The 13,361-nt window shown below is 65.0% G+C and carries 20 protein-coding genes; 9 read left to right on the forward strand and 11 right to left on the reverse strand.

The window, feature by feature from the left end; genetic code table 11:
- Positions 1-217 precede the first annotated feature (217 nt).
- The 5 genes from AC07NG_RS23455 to AC07NG_RS23475 form a co-directional block, all read right to left on the reverse strand.
- Complete coding sequence (locus AC07NG_RS23455; protein WP_487290764.1) at positions 218-469, reverse strand: hypothetical protein; 252 nt, start codon at positions 467-469, stop codon at positions 218-220.
- A gap of 71 nt (positions 470-540) precedes the next feature.
- Complete coding sequence (locus tag AC07NG_RS23460) at positions 541-804, reverse strand: hypothetical protein (RefSeq protein WP_487290763.1); 264 nt, start codon at positions 802-804, stop codon at positions 541-543.
- 10 nt (positions 805-814) lie between these two features.
- A complete protein-coding gene (locus AC07NG_RS23465) occupies positions 815-1,297 on the reverse strand; it encodes an Hsp20 family protein (RefSeq protein ID WP_494596701.1) in 483 nt (160 codons plus the stop codon).
- A 374-nt stretch (positions 1,298-1,671) separates the two neighbouring features.
- Positions 1,672-2,223 carry a type 1 glutamine amidotransferase domain-containing protein gene (locus AC07NG_RS23470; RefSeq protein ID WP_494596703.1) on the reverse strand — a complete coding sequence of 184 codons (552 nt, stop codon included), beginning with the start codon at positions 2,221-2,223 and terminating at the stop codon, positions 1,672-1,674.
- Between the two features lie 141 nt (positions 2,224-2,364).
- Complete coding sequence (locus AC07NG_RS23475; protein ID WP_494596704.1) at positions 2,365-2,685, reverse strand: plasmid stabilization protein; 321 nt, start codon at positions 2,683-2,685, stop codon at positions 2,365-2,367.
- 198 nt (positions 2,686-2,883) lie between these two features.
- Between AC07NG_RS23475 and AC07NG_RS23480 the strand changes: the two genes are divergently transcribed.
- The 4 genes from AC07NG_RS23480 (at position 2,884) to AC07NG_RS23495 (ending at position 4,710) form a co-directional block, all read left to right on the forward strand.
- Complete coding sequence (locus AC07NG_RS23480) at positions 2,884-3,171, forward strand: hypothetical protein (protein WP_487290759.1); 288 nt, start codon at positions 2,884-2,886, stop codon at positions 3,169-3,171.
- Positions 3,172-3,278: 107 nt separating this feature from the next.
- Positions 3,279-3,518, forward strand: coding sequence for a hypothetical protein (locus AC07NG_RS23485; RefSeq protein ID WP_494596705.1), 240 nt, complete (start codon positions 3,279-3,281; stop codon positions 3,516-3,518).
- Positions 3,519-3,790: 272 nt separating this feature from the next.
- The gene (locus tag AC07NG_RS23490) at positions 3,791-4,084 is read left to right on the forward strand and encodes a DUF3175 domain-containing protein (RefSeq protein ID WP_494596707.1); all 294 of its coding nucleotides are present in this window, start codon (positions 3,791-3,793) and stop codon (positions 4,082-4,084) included.
- 236 nt (positions 4,085-4,320) lie between these two features.
- Positions 4,321-4,710: a response regulator gene (locus tag AC07NG_RS23495; RefSeq protein WP_494596709.1), complete on the forward strand. Its 390-nt coding sequence runs from the start codon at positions 4,321-4,323 to the stop codon at positions 4,708-4,710.
- 23 nt (positions 4,711-4,733) lie between these two features.
- Here the strand turns inward: AC07NG_RS23495 and AC07NG_RS23500 are convergent, their stop codons facing one another.
- Positions 4,734-5,162, reverse strand: coding sequence for a response regulator (locus AC07NG_RS23500; protein ID WP_494596711.1), 429 nt, complete (start codon positions 5,160-5,162; stop codon positions 4,734-4,736).
- Between the two features lie 141 nt (positions 5,163-5,303).
- A complete protein-coding gene (locus tag AC07NG_RS23505; RefSeq protein ID WP_494596713.1) occupies positions 5,304-7,049 on the reverse strand; it encodes a histidine kinase famiy protein in 1,746 nt (581 codons plus the stop codon).
- A gap of 270 nt (positions 7,050-7,319) precedes the next feature.
- Between AC07NG_RS23505 and AC07NG_RS23510 the strand changes: the two genes are divergently transcribed.
- Together AC07NG_RS23510 and AC07NG_RS23515 are read left to right on the forward strand one after the other, a co-directional pair.
- Complete coding sequence (locus tag AC07NG_RS23510) at positions 7,320-7,907, forward strand: DUF4303 domain-containing protein (protein ID WP_494596714.1); 588 nt, start codon at positions 7,320-7,322, stop codon at positions 7,905-7,907.
- Positions 7,907-8,323, forward strand: coding sequence for a hypothetical protein (locus AC07NG_RS23515; RefSeq protein ID WP_494596716.1), 417 nt, complete (start codon positions 7,907-7,909; stop codon positions 8,321-8,323). The genes AC07NG_RS23510 and AC07NG_RS23515 overlap by 1 nt, the downstream gene beginning before the upstream one ends.
- A 181-nt stretch (positions 8,324-8,504) precedes the next feature.
- Here the strand turns inward: AC07NG_RS23515 and AC07NG_RS23520 are convergent, their stop codons facing one another.
- Entirely contained in the window at positions 8,505-8,666 is a 162-nt protein-coding gene (locus AC07NG_RS23520; RefSeq protein WP_487290751.1) for a hypothetical protein, read from the reverse strand.
- A gap of 211 nt (positions 8,667-8,877) precedes the next feature.
- Between AC07NG_RS23520 and AC07NG_RS23525 the strand changes: the two genes are divergently transcribed.
- Positions 8,878-9,243, forward strand: a complete 366-nt coding sequence (locus AC07NG_RS23525; protein ID WP_487290750.1) for a PRC-barrel domain-containing protein — start codon at positions 8,878-8,880, stop codon at positions 9,241-9,243.
- A 129-nt stretch (positions 9,244-9,372) separates the two neighbouring features.
- On the opposite strand, the gene AC07NG_RS23530 is transcribed toward AC07NG_RS23525, so the two are convergent.
- From AC07NG_RS23530 to AC07NG_RS23540, 3 genes are all read right to left on the reverse strand, one after another.
- The gene (locus AC07NG_RS23530; protein WP_494596718.1) at positions 9,373-10,248 is read right to left on the reverse strand and encodes a dihydrodipicolinate synthase family protein; all 876 of its coding nucleotides are present in this window, start codon (positions 10,246-10,248) and stop codon (positions 9,373-9,375) included.
- Between the two features lie 89 nt (positions 10,249-10,337).
- Positions 10,338-11,018, reverse strand: coding sequence for a B3/B4 domain-containing protein (locus AC07NG_RS23535; RefSeq protein WP_494596719.1), 681 nt, complete (start codon positions 11,016-11,018; stop codon positions 10,338-10,340).
- A 25-nt stretch (positions 11,019-11,043) separates the two neighbouring features.
- Positions 11,044-11,667 (reverse strand): LysE/ArgO family amino acid transporter, encoded by a 624-nt coding sequence (locus AC07NG_RS23540; RefSeq protein ID WP_494596721.1) that lies wholly within the window; start codon positions 11,665-11,667, stop codon positions 11,044-11,046.
- A gap of 68 nt (positions 11,668-11,735) precedes the next feature.
- On the opposite strand from AC07NG_RS23540, the gene AC07NG_RS23545 reads away from it, so the two are divergent.
- Positions 11,736-12,635, forward strand: a complete 900-nt coding sequence (locus tag AC07NG_RS23545; protein WP_494596723.1) for a LysR family transcriptional regulator ArgP — start codon at positions 11,736-11,738, stop codon at positions 12,633-12,635.
- Positions 12,636-12,771: 136 nt separating this feature from the next.
- Positions 12,772-13,320 (forward strand): AAA family ATPase, encoded by a 549-nt coding sequence (locus AC07NG_RS23550; protein WP_494596724.1) that lies wholly within the window; start codon positions 12,772-12,774, stop codon positions 13,318-13,320.
- Positions 13,321-13,361: the final 41 nt, after the last annotated feature.

The raw sequence follows: 13,361 nt of genomic DNA on the forward strand, positions 1-13,361 counted from the left end.
CGCCCGGCGTTGGGCGGGTAACCATGCCCTCCTAGGCTTGCTGGAAAGCCATGCGCCTTCCACCAGCAGGCGGGTCTGGTCGCCGATCAAATCAATCGTGAGCAATGGACCGAGGCAGAGATCGCTCAGCCAGGGGTCGCCCTTCGCCCTGGCGGTTGCAGACTTAGCCGCCGCCTTGCGGCGAATGCGGGCGACGGCTGGATCGGTTGCGGCCTAGCTAAGCGCGCAGCGCCGAGGCTGCTTCCGTCTCCGCCGCGTGCGGTGGAAACAGGAAGCGGCCGGCGCGCGCGCCATCGCGCAGCCTGATGTCCAAGACCACAGGCTCGCCGGCGTCCGCCAGGCGATGGGCCAAGTCACGCGCGGCCTGCTCGGCGCGGGCGCCGGTGGCAAACTGGAGAGGACCGCCGCTAAAGTCGCCGCGAACGATCCAGCCGTCGCTCGACGGCTCGACAAAGATGAAACAAGGCATGGTCATAACGCAAAGCAGTGAGCGGGGCGAAGTGGCGGCCGGCCCTCCGCTGGCCGGCCGCCCGCCCCAACTCAAGAGAACATGTCGCGGTCCAGGCGGCGCAGCGCGGACAGCACCTCGCTGAGCGGCACAGGCCCGGGCGTTCCCAAGAGCCATCTCTGACTGGGCCGATGCTCGACCGCGCAGGCGTCGGAAGCCCAGGCCGCCAGGATTTCGCGCTTTTCGGCGAGATCGAGATCCTGATCCTTCAGCACCTCCAAGGGGTGGAGGAAGCCGACCGCCGGACGAACGGGCCATGGACCCGCCCGGTGGGACGCATTGGTGTGCGTGCGCATGGCCAGCTCCTTATGCGGCCTTTTGGGTCTTGGCCGATTTGAGCTCCAATGCCTGCTGGCGTGCACCGACCCCGATCGGAACCTGCTTGGGCTTCAAGGCCTCGGGCACATCACGGACCAGATCGATCGACAAGACGCCATGGGCATGGACGGCGTCCTTGACGATGACATAGTCGGCCAGCTCGAATCGGCGCTCGAAAGCGCGGTGGGCCAGGCCCTGGTGGAGGAAGGTTCGCGCGCTCTGGTCTTCGTTCGCCGCCCTTCGCCCCTTAATCACCAGAAGGTTGGGCTCGGCCACGACCTCGAGATCCGCCGGCGCGAAACCGGCGACCGCCAACGAGATGCGGTAGGCGGCCTCGCCGGTCTTCTCAATGTCGAACGGAGGATAGCTGGCGCTCGCTTCGGTGCGGAGCGCCGTCTCGACGAGATCGACCATGCGATCCACCCCGATCATGGAGCTGTAGAGAGGGCTGAAATCAAAAACGGTGCTCATTTCCATCTCCTCGCAAGCAAGTTGGACATGAGGGGCGCCGAGCCAAGCGCTATGCGCCCCAGGGCCAGGCCCTGTCGGCGCCTGGCAAGCAGGCGATGAATTAGGACGCGGCGGAAAAGCGTCAAGACGCCCGCATCAGAAATTTTTCGATCCCGGAACTAAAGCGTTGCCCGCCCTGAAGCTGAGGCTGAACCTGGCCGCACTGCATCACCGGTTGGAGGTTAGGTCGACGCTCATCCTGAGCGGTCCCGGCGCCCCCCCCCCCCCGTTTGGAGACTTGCGGCTTGTCGCCTCAGTGCACAAACGCGAAAGCTGAGAGAGGCCGCGTGCTCAGCACGGCTTCCCATCTCGCAATGGTCGCCCGCGCCAAGAGCCTAGTGGCGGCCTTCGGCGAATTCCTCGACCATCTTGGCGCAGAAGGCCGGTAGGTCGTCAGGCTTGCGGGAGGTGACGAGCCCGTCGTCAACCACCACGTCTTGGTCGATCCAATTGGCGCCGGCGTTCTTCAAGTCGGCTTCCAGCGACGGCCACGAGGTCATCTCCCTTCCCTCGACGGCGCCGGCGTTGATCAGCGTCCAGGGCCCGTGACAGATCGCGGCGATCGGCTTCTTGGTCGTCACGAAGTGCTTGATGAAGTCGATGGCGTTGGGCTCCAGCCGCAGGGCGTCGGGGTTCATCACTCCGCCCGGCAGGACGATGCAGTCGTAGTCCTCGGGCTTGGCGGCCGAGAGTTCGCGATCGACAGGGACTTTGCGGCCCTTGTCGTGGTGCTCCCAGCCCTGGATCTGCCCACCCTTGGGCGAGACGACCTCGACCTGCGCGCCGGCCGCCTTCAGGGCCTCGACCGGCCTTTCCAGTTCCGACTGCTCGAAGCCGTCGGTGGCGAGCACGGCGACCTTGCGGCCGGCCAGGGTATGATCGGGCATGGGAAAATTCCTCGGTAAGCGGCAGGGATCAAGTGTTGGCGGAAACCCGGTCTGGCGAGCGGCGGTTCCAATCGGCGCCGACAGCGGAAATGCCAGAAACCGTTTCCGTGATTTCGGCGCGGCTCGAGGCGCTAGACGTCCCTAGGGATGGGCGTGATGCTCGGCGTTGCGCTTGCGCGTCGCGGCCGTTTTCTTGGCCGAGGCCGAGCGGTCGGCGGCGCTACGATGGGCCGAGGCTTCGCCACCCGCCTTGCCGCCCTTATGCGCCGCCGGATGACCCGTGGATTTGCCGCGTCCGGAGCCGCCCTCCTTCTTGCCGCCGCCGTCGTCCTTGTTGACCGTGGCCCAGGCCCGTCGCTCGGCTTCCTTCTCCGAAACGCCCTTGGCCTCATAGCCCTCGGCGATGTGGTCGGCCTTGCGTTCCTGCTTGCCAGTGTACTTGGTTTTGTCACCTTGAGGCATCTGACGTCTCCGTTGATATGGGTGGTGCAACGCCCACAAAATTCCCGCTGCCCCAACCCCGTTCCCACAGCAAAGTCAGTCGTTTAGCTCAAGTTCGGATGTCGCATTTCCGACAGAGGAACAGGTGGCGGACATGCATCGTTTGCCTCTCGCCACGTCCATCGGCGAGGCCAACATCAAGATGGGAAGCAGACGACCATGAGCGAGAACCGCGACAATCAAGGCCTGCAGCAACAGCCGAACGACGCCCAGCGGCAGCAGGCCGGGCAGCAGAACCAGCAGGGCGAGACGCGCCAGCCCCAGCAGCAAGACCAGAACCCCCAGCAGGCCCAGCCGGGTCAGCAAAACCAGCAGGCCGATCGTGAGCGTCGCCCCAATGAAGGCGTCGAGGGGACGGATCAGGACGGCCTGACCGACGGCGGTGTGACGGGCGGTAACGGCGACATTCGTCCGGGCCGCACCGGCGACGGCGGCGTTGAACGCTGAGTCTACTGAGGGCCGCTCTCGAGCGGCCCTCCTTCCGCACACGGTCCTGGTTGTACGCCCGTACGTGGTGAGCCTTGCCCATCGACGCGGCGAAATCGGAGGCGACGATGACCTGCATTTTCGAGGTCTCCCCGTTTGAAGGGGGCTGGTCGGTCAAGCTCTGCGACACCTGTGAAGTTCTGTTTTTCGAAACGGGCGGACAGGCCGAGCGGGAAGCCAGGCGGCTGGCGGCGAAGCACCCCGGTGGTGCGCGCGTGCGCATCTTGGATCTAAGGCGTCAATTGGCGGGTGAGTGGATGCCGAAAGGCGACGCGATCTTGCCAGTCGGGTCGCACGCCCAGGCCTAACACCACGCCTTTGCTGAGGCACAGGCTCTGGAACGGAGACAAATCATGTCAGATCAGAACGCCGAAGGCCGAAAGGCCAACGAGGCGGAGCCCCCGGGCGAATTCACGGCGCTGGGCGGGAGGAAAGCGGTCCAGCGAACGGGCAAGCGGTCACAGGCCAAGGCTGGGCCGGATGGCGGCGCCTCCGCGGACGTAGGCGACACCTTCAAGTCCGGTCCTAACCAAGGGTGAGCGGATGAAGAGCCATGGGCAAACACAGAAGGGAATTGTTCATGCCCAAGGTCGCTGACGACCATCAATGGTCGGCCAAGGTCACCGAGACAAGTGACGCGCTCGACCTGAAGGCCCACCACTTCGAACAGGACGATCCGGCCGAAATCGCCGCCTCCCTCAAGCTTTCGGCCGAGCATAACCACCGGCGCAAGGGCACGCCGTTCCAGTCGGCGATGTCGATGCTCACCTTCTACATCAACCGCGCGGGCGACAACCTGTCGGTCGAGCGCAAACAGGTGCTCAACGCCGCCAAGGGTGAACTGCGCCAGCAGTTTGGCCGCAAGCCGGCTTAGCGATAGGTTCGGCGCCGCTGCGCCAGCTCTAGCAGCGGACTTGAACGCTACTTCGGACACGTAGCGTTGGCCGGTTGGTGCACGCATCTCGCGCCCATTCAGTTTCGCCAACCCTAGACGGGGATCGAGGGCGTAAGCTTCACAATTTTCAAGACATGCGACAACCGGCGCCATGAGTGAAATTCGCATTTCAGTATAGCGGTCTTGAAAATAACAATTCTTCCGGGAGGCCGATGATGCGTGTTCTGGTGGCTGACGACGACGCGTTCATCCGAGAACTCGTCGGCATTCTTGTTCAAGGCAGCGGCCTGGATGCCGTCGAAGCCGCCGACGGCTTGGAGGCGATCGCGCAATTTGAGAAGCAGCCGTTCCGCATCGCGCTCGTCGATATGATCATGCCCAATTGCGACGGTATCGAAACCATCATGGCGATAAGACGCCGCTGGCCAAATACGCGGATTATCGCCATGAGCGCCGGATCACGCTTCCTACGCCGAAAGGACGCTCTGGATTGGGCTGTGGGTCTTGGCGCGGATATGGCGATCGAAAAGCCCTTTGATCCGGTATCCTTCAGTTGCGTGATGGATGAGCAGCTTTCGCTCGCGCCGCCACGGCTGGTGGCCTGAGGCTGGGCCGAAAACTGGCCTTGCTACTCATCAACGGCGCGGGGCGCCTTCCCCGTCGTGGTGACCTCCTGGATCATCGCGAGCAAGACAGACGGCGAATAGGGCTTGGCCAGGAACCGGGCGCTGGACGGCAAGTCGGCGGTGGCCACCGCCGCCGCGCCGGTGGTGACGATGATCGGCAGTTGCGGAGATCGCAGGGCCGCCAAGCGAGCCAGACCAAGGCCGTTGATCTCGCCAGGCATATCGACATCGGTGAACATCACCGCGATGTCAGGGCGGGCTTCCAGAAGGATAAGCGCCTCTTGGGCGTCGACGGCCTCGATCGCGTGATGGCCGCCCTCCATCAAGATGTCGCAAGCCAGCATGCGAACAAGCACCTCGTCCTCGACGACGAGTATGATCAGCGGCGCGGCCTCTTCGCCCGCCACCACTGCGGTTTCATCGCCCGACATTCCATTTGCCCCGAACCGGCGATCCGCCGTCCAAAGGCTGGCGGATTTGTCGGCTTCTCGAGTAACCCGCCCGGTCCCGGTTTTGTTGCTTGGCGACAGACGATCGTCGGCGGTTGGCGCCCGCCGGCGACATAACCAATTTTAAGCCTCCGCCGCGCCGAACTCCGAGGCGTTGCGGCGCGGCTTGTCCTGACCGCGCCGCTCCAGCGCTTGGCGCACCCGATCGATCAGTTCGGTTCGCCGATAGGGTTTGCCGATCACATCCATCGCCGGGCGAGAGGGGCCGTCGATGACCAACTCCTCATTGTAGCCGGTGGTCAGGAGCACGGGCAATTCCGGTCGCCGCCGCTGTATCTCCGCCGCTAGGCTGATGCCGTTCATGCCACCGGGCATGACGAGGTCGCTGAACAGTAGATCGAACGCCTGCGGCGAGGCCTCGAACACCGCAAGGCCTTCATCTCCGGACGTCGCGATGGTCACCTGATAGCCGACGCCCGTGAGGATTTCGCGGGCCAGCTCGAGGACCTCCAGATTGTCCTCCACCACAAGGATGTGCTCGCTGACGGGCGTCGCGGCGGTCGACGTTGTCAGGGCTGGGCCCGAAACCGCCGGCGGGATCTTGGCCACATCGCGCGCGACCGGGAACAACATGCGGATGGTGGCGCCCTGCCCCGGCGCGCTGTCGATCTCCAAGCGGCCGCGCGACTGTTGAACAAAGCCGTGGGCCATGGCCAGGCCCAGCCCCGTACCCTTGCCCACGCCCTTGGTGGTGAAGAACGGTTCGGTGGCCCGCTCGACGACATAGGCGGCCATGCCCTCCCCCTCGTCGCGGACCTCGACGGCGACATAGTCGCCGCTGGGCAGGTTGCGCGCCTCCGCGTCGCCGTTGAGATGCAGCGCCGAGGTGGTGATCGTCACCAGCCCGCCCTTGGGCATGGCGTCGCGGGCGTTGATGACGATGTTGAGCAACGCCATCTCGAAATTGTCGGCGTCCAGCATCACCGCCGGAAGCCTGCGACGCAGGCTCAGCTGAAGCTCGACCTGCGAGCCGAGCGTGCTCTCGATGATCTCGCCAAACTCGGTGATCAGGGCCGAGATGTCGACGGCCTGCGGCTCCAGCCGGGTCTTGCGAGCGAAGGCCAAGAGTTGACGAGTGAGCTTGGCGCCGCGCTCGGCCGCCGAACGCGCGGCCTCGACATAGCGGACGCTGCGCTCGTCCAGGGGACGCGAGGCCAGCAGTTCCAGATTGCCGTTGACCACCTGCAACAGGTTGTTGAAGTCGTGGGCCAGGCCGGCGGTCAGCTGGCCGATGGCTTCCATCTTCTGGGACTGGCGCTGGGCCTGCTCGCTGTTGCGACGCCGGCTGACATCGAGCTGGCTGGCGAAGAAGTAGAGCAGCTTGCCGGACGTGTCATAGACCGGGCCGATGAACACCGCGTTCCAGAATGGCGTCCCGTCGCGCTTGTAGTTGATGATCTCCAACGAGACCGCCTCGGCCTTGGCGATGCTCTGACGCATCTCGGCCACGGCCTCGCGATCCGTCATCGCCCCTTGCAGGAAGCGGCAGTTGCGGCCGACCACCTCGGCTTCCTCATACCCCGTCAGATCCAGAAAGGCCTTGTTGGCGAAGACGATCGGGTTGTCCGGCACATTGGGGTCGGTGAGGATCATCGGCATGCGGGTCATCTCGACCGCCGCGAAGAACACGTTGCCGCGGCTTTCGAGCCCAGGCTCGGTGATCGTGCTCTCGCGCCAGTGACGAAGGCCGCGCGATCCCAAGGGCTCGGGCGCGCCGCTGTCCAGCGTGCCGGCGGCCGGAACTCCGCTGCTTTGCCCCCCGCCCTCGACGTCGCGCCGGGGGTTGCGATCGTGGTCTTCTGAACTCAACGGGCCGTCTCCGACAAGCTTGGCTGCGCCTTCCCGATGCGCAACGCCTGGGCCCTTATCAGGTTCGCCCAATCTGTCGAGCCGGCGCCCGACCGTGCCCCCTAAAGCTGGGGGCGGGTCGCGCCATTTGCTGCCGTCGGCGCACCGCTAGGAACCGGACGTTCAGCGACTAGGGTAAGGAGACGGCCTCCGCCCCTCGCCTTCCCCCTTGAGACAACTTGTCGGCGGAGACTTGGGTGTTAGCCTTCCCGAGATCGAAAGGGAGCCGGCGTGGATTGGATCGCCACAGCAGGGGAACTTCGCGCGGCGACGATCGCGGCCGTCGACATGTTGAGCTCCGTGCTCGAAGGGCGACGCCTCTATGCGGTCTGTCTCCAGACAGCGGATGACGGCATGAGCGTGGGTTTCTGCGCCAATACCGAGGAAAGCTACGCCGAGAAGCATGCCTCCGAGGCCGCGATCGAGGACATGAGCTCTGACTACGCGACCTATCTGCGCTGGGCGCCCGCCGAGTGGGGGTACGAAGGTTTCGGCGACGACCTTTTCGCGGATATCAATCGCGACCTCACTGCGGCAAGCGCCACTTCGAACGATGACTTTGCCCTCTATTTCGACCATCTCATCCACGCGATGATCGATGCGTTGGCCCATCTGCAGGCGGAACGGGCGCAGGCGCTCGAAGGTATGACGTTGTTTGTGACGATCTCCGACAGCGAGGCCGCGCGAGCGGTCGAGCGGAATTCAGTCCAGCGGCTGAATCGGTCGACGCTCGCTGCCGAATTCGGCCAGCGGTTGGGCCGAAGCGGCAGCGCTGCGCCAGAAGCCGCCGTCCCGTGGTCGACTGAAACTGGAGGCTGATGGGCCTATTGATCACCAATTCCGAAGCGCTGGCGGCAACATCGACGCAGAGCAATATCGGTGCTTCGCCCGCACCGCCGCGCCTGAGCGTGAAGGTGAGGTTGTCCTGGATGTCGATGGTCGCCTTCTCGATCGAACGAGGTCCAGGGCCTTGGCCTGCGTCGATGCACGATTGCTCGAAGTCGTATGAAGAGCCGCGCTTGGCCAGAACCTTGATCCGGCAGGCATGCGTGTGGGCGCCGCAGGCCTTCCCCGTCGTAGCGACGCAGGGAGGCGTTTGGCGGATCGCCGCAGGAAATGTCGGCCGCGACGAAGATGCCGTGCTTGAGCGGCAGAGCGCCGCCCAAGTCCCGTGCCGGCTTGATCAGCACGTCGCGCTCGGAAGCGCCCTCAGCGGTTACCGAGGCTGTCGGTAGATCAGCACGGGAAGCGCTCGCACTGGGCGCGGCGGAACGTTCGCCACAGGCGGCCAGCGCCAGGACCTAAAACAGACCGACAACGACGGCGCGAGACAGCATGGGCATTCCTTAGTCATGGACGCTAGCGGGCGCACGCTGCTCTAGGCGCCAAGTGACGTGTGGCGAGGTCATCCAGGGTTTAATCTGCGCCGTTGCCCGGGTCGTCCGCTGTCGGATCATGGGTCGCGTTGGTTTTCTTGTTGGGGTCGAGCTCGGGCGGCAGCGGCGCCTCCTGGCCAGCTGGTCTTTCCCCAGCGGGCGGATTTTTTGGCGTAGGCGTTGCCTTGTTGCTGTCCGTCATGGCGGTCTCCTCTCCCGCCCCCAATCCCCGACAATCGGAAAGGCTCCCGCGATCGAGTACGACCGGAGTGCGCGCCGGCCTCGCCACCTGGTCGTCAGGGGCTGTCAGATGGCCTTTGGCAATATGCGGGCTCGCCGCTGCCTGGCGCTTTGCAGGCAACGCGCGACGCTCGGGTCACGTTATCCGAGCCCCTGTCACAAGGAGTTAGCCCATGAAGACCGCCATCCTTGGCCTGTCCCTGGCCGCCATCGCCACCGGCGCACTGGCGCAGACAACCATCGCCCGCAACGAGGCCCAGCCCGCCAAGGGCGCTTTCACGGTCGGCCACATCGAGGACGCTGACGTGATCGACTCGGCCAATCGCAAGGCCGGCGAGGTCGAGCACGTTTTGCTCGACGCCGCTGGGAAGCCGACAGCGATCGTCATCGAGATCGACCGAATGGGACCCGACAAGAAGGTCGTCGTCGCGCTGGCGGACGTGTCCGTCGCTCCAGAGCCGGGCGATCCGGAGGATCACATTATTCGAACCAAGCTGACCAAGGCGCAGCTGGCCGCGCTTCCAGACTGGAAAGGCTAGGCCCCGGACTGGCGCGCTTGGCAAACGAGCGTGCCAGTTCCTTTCGGCGGAGCGCCCGAGCGTCGCCTTGGCGCCAATAGCGGTCCTTGGCTTCACGGCCGAAACCCGACACTGGGCGCCCTCTACGCCTCAGATCGGCAAAGCCTTTCGGAGACTGGCCGTCAGCCCTTCGTCGGGTCCCAGAAGCGGTTTCGGCGGCAAAGCTTCGGTCAAGCCCAACATGTTCGCCGCCGCATACATCAGCCTAAGACTGCCGTGCGCGCGAAACATATCCCACAGGCCGGCGAACACGGCGTCGCATCGGTCCGCTGCTTCGCGATCGCCTTTGACCGCCGCGACCGCGAGTGCAGCGGCCTGTTCTGGAAACAGCCCGCCAGCCACGCTGTACCAGCAGTCAGCGCCCGCTAGCAGCGCCACCTTGCAGCCCCAGTCGCCGCTATAGCCGATGGACAGGCTCGGCGCCGCCTGCCGGAAGGCCGCCAGATCGGAGACGATGTCGCCGGAGGCCGGCAGCGGCAGCTTGATCGCGGCCACGGTCGGGATCGCCGCCAGACGAGCGACCAGTTCAGGCCTGAAGGTGAAGTTGGTCGTGCCCGGATTGCTGTAGATGCATAGCGGCAGGTCCGTGGCCGAGGCCACGGCGAGGAAATGCTGAAAGACCTCCCCCTCCGTCAGCGGCGTATAGCTGACCGGCGCCAGGAGCAGGCCGGACGCGCCCTCCCCGGCCGCATCGCGCGCCAAGGCCTGAGCCTCGTCCGTCCTCATGGCGCCGACGCCGACGATGATCGGGATTGAGGCGACGGCTTCAACGGCGGCCGCCACGGCGCGTCGGCGCTGGTCGCGGCTGAGAAACATGTAGGTTCCGGTGCTGCCGAGCAGGCCGATGGAATCGGCGCCGCCCGCCTCGATACGCCGAACCAGCCGCCGCAGGTCAGGCGAAATGACTTCGCCTTCGGACGTCATCGGGGTGATAGGAAAGGCCGAAAGGCCCGAAAACAGCGCCATGCTTCTGCTCCAGAATACCGCCTCAGTGAGGACCGACGCGACGGTCAGCTCAAATCAGGCTTGGCTTCAGTTTGTGTCGAGCCACCCGATCAATCGGGGCGCTGAAGCAGAAGACTGCTCGCGCGCAGCGATGGACTAAGACGCTTCAGCCCGGCGATCAGTTCGTCACCCGCCTGCAACAAGGCCGGTATCGGCATGGGGTCCAGGCGTTCGAGGATAAACCACATGGCGGTGCTGTCGTCAGTGATCCGCGTCCGTACGCCCTGTCGCCAGTTCCATCGTCGGCAGGTCGCGCCGTGGTCATCGCGCCAGATGACCTCGCCGGGATCAATCATCTCGGTTGTCGGTTCGCCGTTCTGGGTCGTGTCGAAAGTCTCGCCGCCCTGTGCGACCACCAATCGGGGCGTCCCGGCGTAAGCATCCGCATCCTCGCCGCCGATCGGAAGGGCGTAGCGAAGGCTGACCGCATTGTAGAGATCGACGACGGCGTTCACCGGCGGAAGGGTCCCGTCCCGCTGAACCCGCTTGCGCAAGGCCTCGACCGAGCAGGGCGTCCGCTGCGGCTTGGCTCCGAAGGCGCGGTAAGCGTCCCGCCAGGCGTCCAGATGCGCCTCAGCCCACTCAGGCTCCTGCGCTTCACACGCTAGACGCAACTGTTCTGCGTCAACCGGATCGCTCGCCCCATTGCGCGCGCCTGTGACAAGGATGCTGAGCGCCGAGAAGTCCGGGCGCAGGGCGTAGATTTCCGGGGCGATGACAGGCGGGTTCATGTGGACCTCGTGGTATAGAATGGCGTCAGGCGAAGACGCCGTGCACCAGGACCATGGCGATGACGGTCATCATCAGGCCGGTGACGACATCCAGCACGCGCCAGGCGATCGGACGGGCGAAGAGCGGCGCCAGAAAGCGCGCGCCAAACCCGATGGACGCGAACCAGACAGCGGCGAAGGTCGAGGCTCCTATGATGAAGAACAGCCGCTGGCTCGGAGGCAGGCTGGACCCGACCGCTCCCATCAGCATGACGGTGTCGATGTAGACGTGCGGGTTCATCAGGGTGAAGGCGGCGGTGGCCGCCAGCGCCGCCCCGAGCGACAGACCTGCGTCGTTCTTAATGATCAAGGCTTCCGAGCGCATTGCCCGTCGAAAGGCCCCGACGGCGTACCAGGTGAGGAAGGCCGCGCCGCCCAGGCTCAACGCTATCGACAGGCCAGGAACCGCCGCCAGCAGCTGGCCCAGACCGTTCACGCCGGCGATGACGAGAACGGAATCCGCCACGGCGCAGAACAGGACGACCGGCAGGACATGCTCGCGTCGCAGCCCCTGCCGCAGCACGAACATGTTCTGGGCGCCGATAGAGACGATCAGGCTGGCCGACAGGGCGAAGCCCTTCGCCAGGGGCAGAAGAATGGAAACGATCATGGGGCGCAGATCGCACGACATGAGACCGTAGCCGAACTAATCCTGCTTAGGCTAGATTAGCACCCCTAATGCTCGACTATCCCGCCCTCGCCGCCTTGGCCGCCGTCATTCGTACCGGATCATTCGATGCGGCAGCCGAAGCCCTGTCTGTAACGCCCTCCGCGGTGTCCCAACGCGTGAAGGGACTCGAGGAGCGCCTGGGTCTTCCCCTGGTCATCCGCGCGACGCCATGCCGACCGACCGAGGCAGGGGCGCGGCTGGCGGCCCACCTCGATCAGGTGGCCCTGCTGGAGCACGACATGATGGCGGGCGATCCCGTCTGGGCAGCGGCGTTCGGCGGGGCGCGCCCGACCTTGAAGATCGCCCTCAACGCGGACAGCCTCGGCACCTGGTTCCCAGGCGCGGCCTCCTGCTTCGCCGCCGCCCAGCCGAACACCCTGTCTCTGGTGCTCGACGACGAGGCCGACACTGCCGAGCGCCTGCGTTCGGGAGAAGTGATCGCCGCAGTGACCACGACAGGAAAGGCCGTCGCAGGCTGTCGCACCCTTCAGCTAGGCTCGCTTCGCTACTTGGCCGCCGCGACGTCAGACTATCGCGACCATCATTTCCCGAACGGCGTGACAGCGGCGCGGCTGGCGGAGGCGCCGGTGCTCCGCTTCAGCCCGCGTGATCGGCTGCAACTCAAGTGGACTGAAGAGGTCGTCGGAAGCCCGATCGAAGGCCCGACCCATTGGGTGCCGTCCACCCAAGGGTTTCTGGATTTCACCCTGGCAGGAGTCGCCTGGTCCCTGACACCGGAACGCCTGGCCGCTCCGTTGATCTCGTCAGGCCGCCTGGTCGATCTTGCCCCCGGCGTCATCGTCGACGTACCGCTTTTCTGGCAGCACCTACGCATCACCACCCGCCTGATCGAAGACCTGACGAGTGCGGTTCGCGCCGGGGCGGCCGACTGGCTACACATCGCCTGACGGCAATGCGCCAGTTGCAGACGTTGGCTCGCCTCCAGGAAGCGGACGTGGATGTCGGTGGCGCAGGCACAACCCTGCACGGCGGAACTGTTGCGCTGGCTCCGGCATCGAACGTCTTACCCGTCGCATATAGGCGGTGGCTTCTTGGTTCGAATGGCCGTTTCGCAGCGGGCCCATCCACACACTGCTTCCGGACGTCGACTTCTCGAGAATCGATCGTGAACGCCGTCAGATCCTCTTTAGAACCCCCGACGGAGAACTTCCGCTCGCGGCGCTTTCGGATGGCTACCAGGCCATGGCGGCTTGGTGCGGCGACCTCCTCTTCCGCATCACCGAGACGTTTAGGGACCACAAGGACCCCCTCAAGGCGCGCGGCGTCCTACTTGTCGACGAGATCGACCTACACCTCCATCCTGTCTGGCAGCGACGGCTCGTCGAGTTCCTGCGCGGGACGCTGCCAAACCTGCAGGTCGTGCTGACTACCCATTCGCCGCTGACCATCCATTCCGCCGACGAGGGCGAACTTTTCGTTATGCGCCGCGACGCGGGGGGCGGGACGACCATGGAAGCCTATGTCGGAGCACCCAACAAGTTGATGCTTCACCAGCTTTTGCAGAGTTCGATCTTCGGGCTGGACACCCTAGATTCCCCGAAGGTACCCGACAGTTCAGCTTGCCCCCCGTGACGCCCTGGGTAAAGCGGCGATGAATTTGCGTGAGTGATAAC

It is taken from the genome of Caulobacter sp. GW821-FHT10C03 (assembly GCF_059415485.1).

What these genes read in the sequence shown, in the direction of transcription:
- AC07NG_RS23455 (WP_487290764.1), bottom strand. Translation starts at nt 469, where the DNA reads ATGCCTTGTTTCATCTTTGTCGAGCCGTCGAGCGACGGCTGGATCGTT.
- AC07NG_RS23460 (WP_487290763.1), bottom strand. Translation starts at nt 804, where the DNA reads ATGCGCACGCACACCAATGCGTCCCACCGGGCGGGTCCATGGCCCGTT.
- AC07NG_RS23465 (WP_494596701.1), bottom strand. Translation starts at nt 1,297, where the DNA reads ATGAGCACCGTTTTTGATTTCAGCCCTCTCTACAGCTCCATGATCGGG.
- AC07NG_RS23470 (WP_494596703.1), bottom strand. Translation starts at nt 2,223, where the DNA reads ATGCCCGATCATACCCTGGCCGGCCGCAAGGTCGCCGTGCTCGCCACC.
- AC07NG_RS23475 (WP_494596704.1), bottom strand. Translation starts at nt 2,685, where the DNA reads ATGCCTCAAGGTGACAAAACCAAGTACACTGGCAAGCAGGAACGCAAG.
- AC07NG_RS23480 (WP_487290759.1), top strand. Translation starts at nt 2,884, where the DNA reads ATGAGCGAGAACCGCGACAATCAAGGCCTGCAGCAACAGCCGAACGAC.
- AC07NG_RS23485 (WP_494596705.1), top strand. Translation starts at nt 3,279, where the DNA reads ATGACCTGCATTTTCGAGGTCTCCCCGTTTGAAGGGGGCTGGTCGGTC.
- AC07NG_RS23490 (WP_494596707.1), top strand. Translation starts at nt 3,791, where the DNA reads ATGCCCAAGGTCGCTGACGACCATCAATGGTCGGCCAAGGTCACCGAG.
- AC07NG_RS23495 (WP_494596709.1), top strand. Translation starts at nt 4,321, where the DNA reads ATGCGTGTTCTGGTGGCTGACGACGACGCGTTCATCCGAGAACTCGTC.
- AC07NG_RS23500 (WP_494596711.1), bottom strand. Translation starts at nt 5,162, where the DNA reads ATGTCGGGCGATGAAACCGCAGTGGTGGCGGGCGAAGAGGCCGCGCCG.
- AC07NG_RS23515 (WP_494596716.1), top strand. Translation starts at nt 7,907, where the DNA reads ATGGGCCTATTGATCACCAATTCCGAAGCGCTGGCGGCAACATCGACG.
- AC07NG_RS23520 (WP_487290751.1), bottom strand. Translation starts at nt 8,666, where the DNA reads ATGACGGACAGCAACAAGGCAACGCCTACGCCAAAAAATCCGCCCGCT.
- AC07NG_RS23525 (WP_487290750.1), top strand. Translation starts at nt 8,878, where the DNA reads ATGAAGACCGCCATCCTTGGCCTGTCCCTGGCCGCCATCGCCACCGGC.
- AC07NG_RS23530 (WP_494596718.1), bottom strand. Translation starts at nt 10,248, where the DNA reads ATGGCGCTGTTTTCGGGCCTTTCGGCCTTTCCTATCACCCCGATGACG.
- AC07NG_RS23535 (WP_494596719.1), bottom strand. Translation starts at nt 11,018, where the DNA reads ATGAACCCGCCTGTCATCGCCCCGGAAATCTACGCCCTGCGCCCGGAC.
- AC07NG_RS23540 (WP_494596721.1), bottom strand. Translation starts at nt 11,667, where the DNA reads ATGATCGTTTCCATTCTTCTGCCCCTGGCGAAGGGCTTCGCCCTGTCG.
- AC07NG_RS23545 (WP_494596723.1), top strand. Translation starts at nt 11,736, where the DNA reads ATGCTCGACTATCCCGCCCTCGCCGCCTTGGCCGCCGTCATTCGTACC.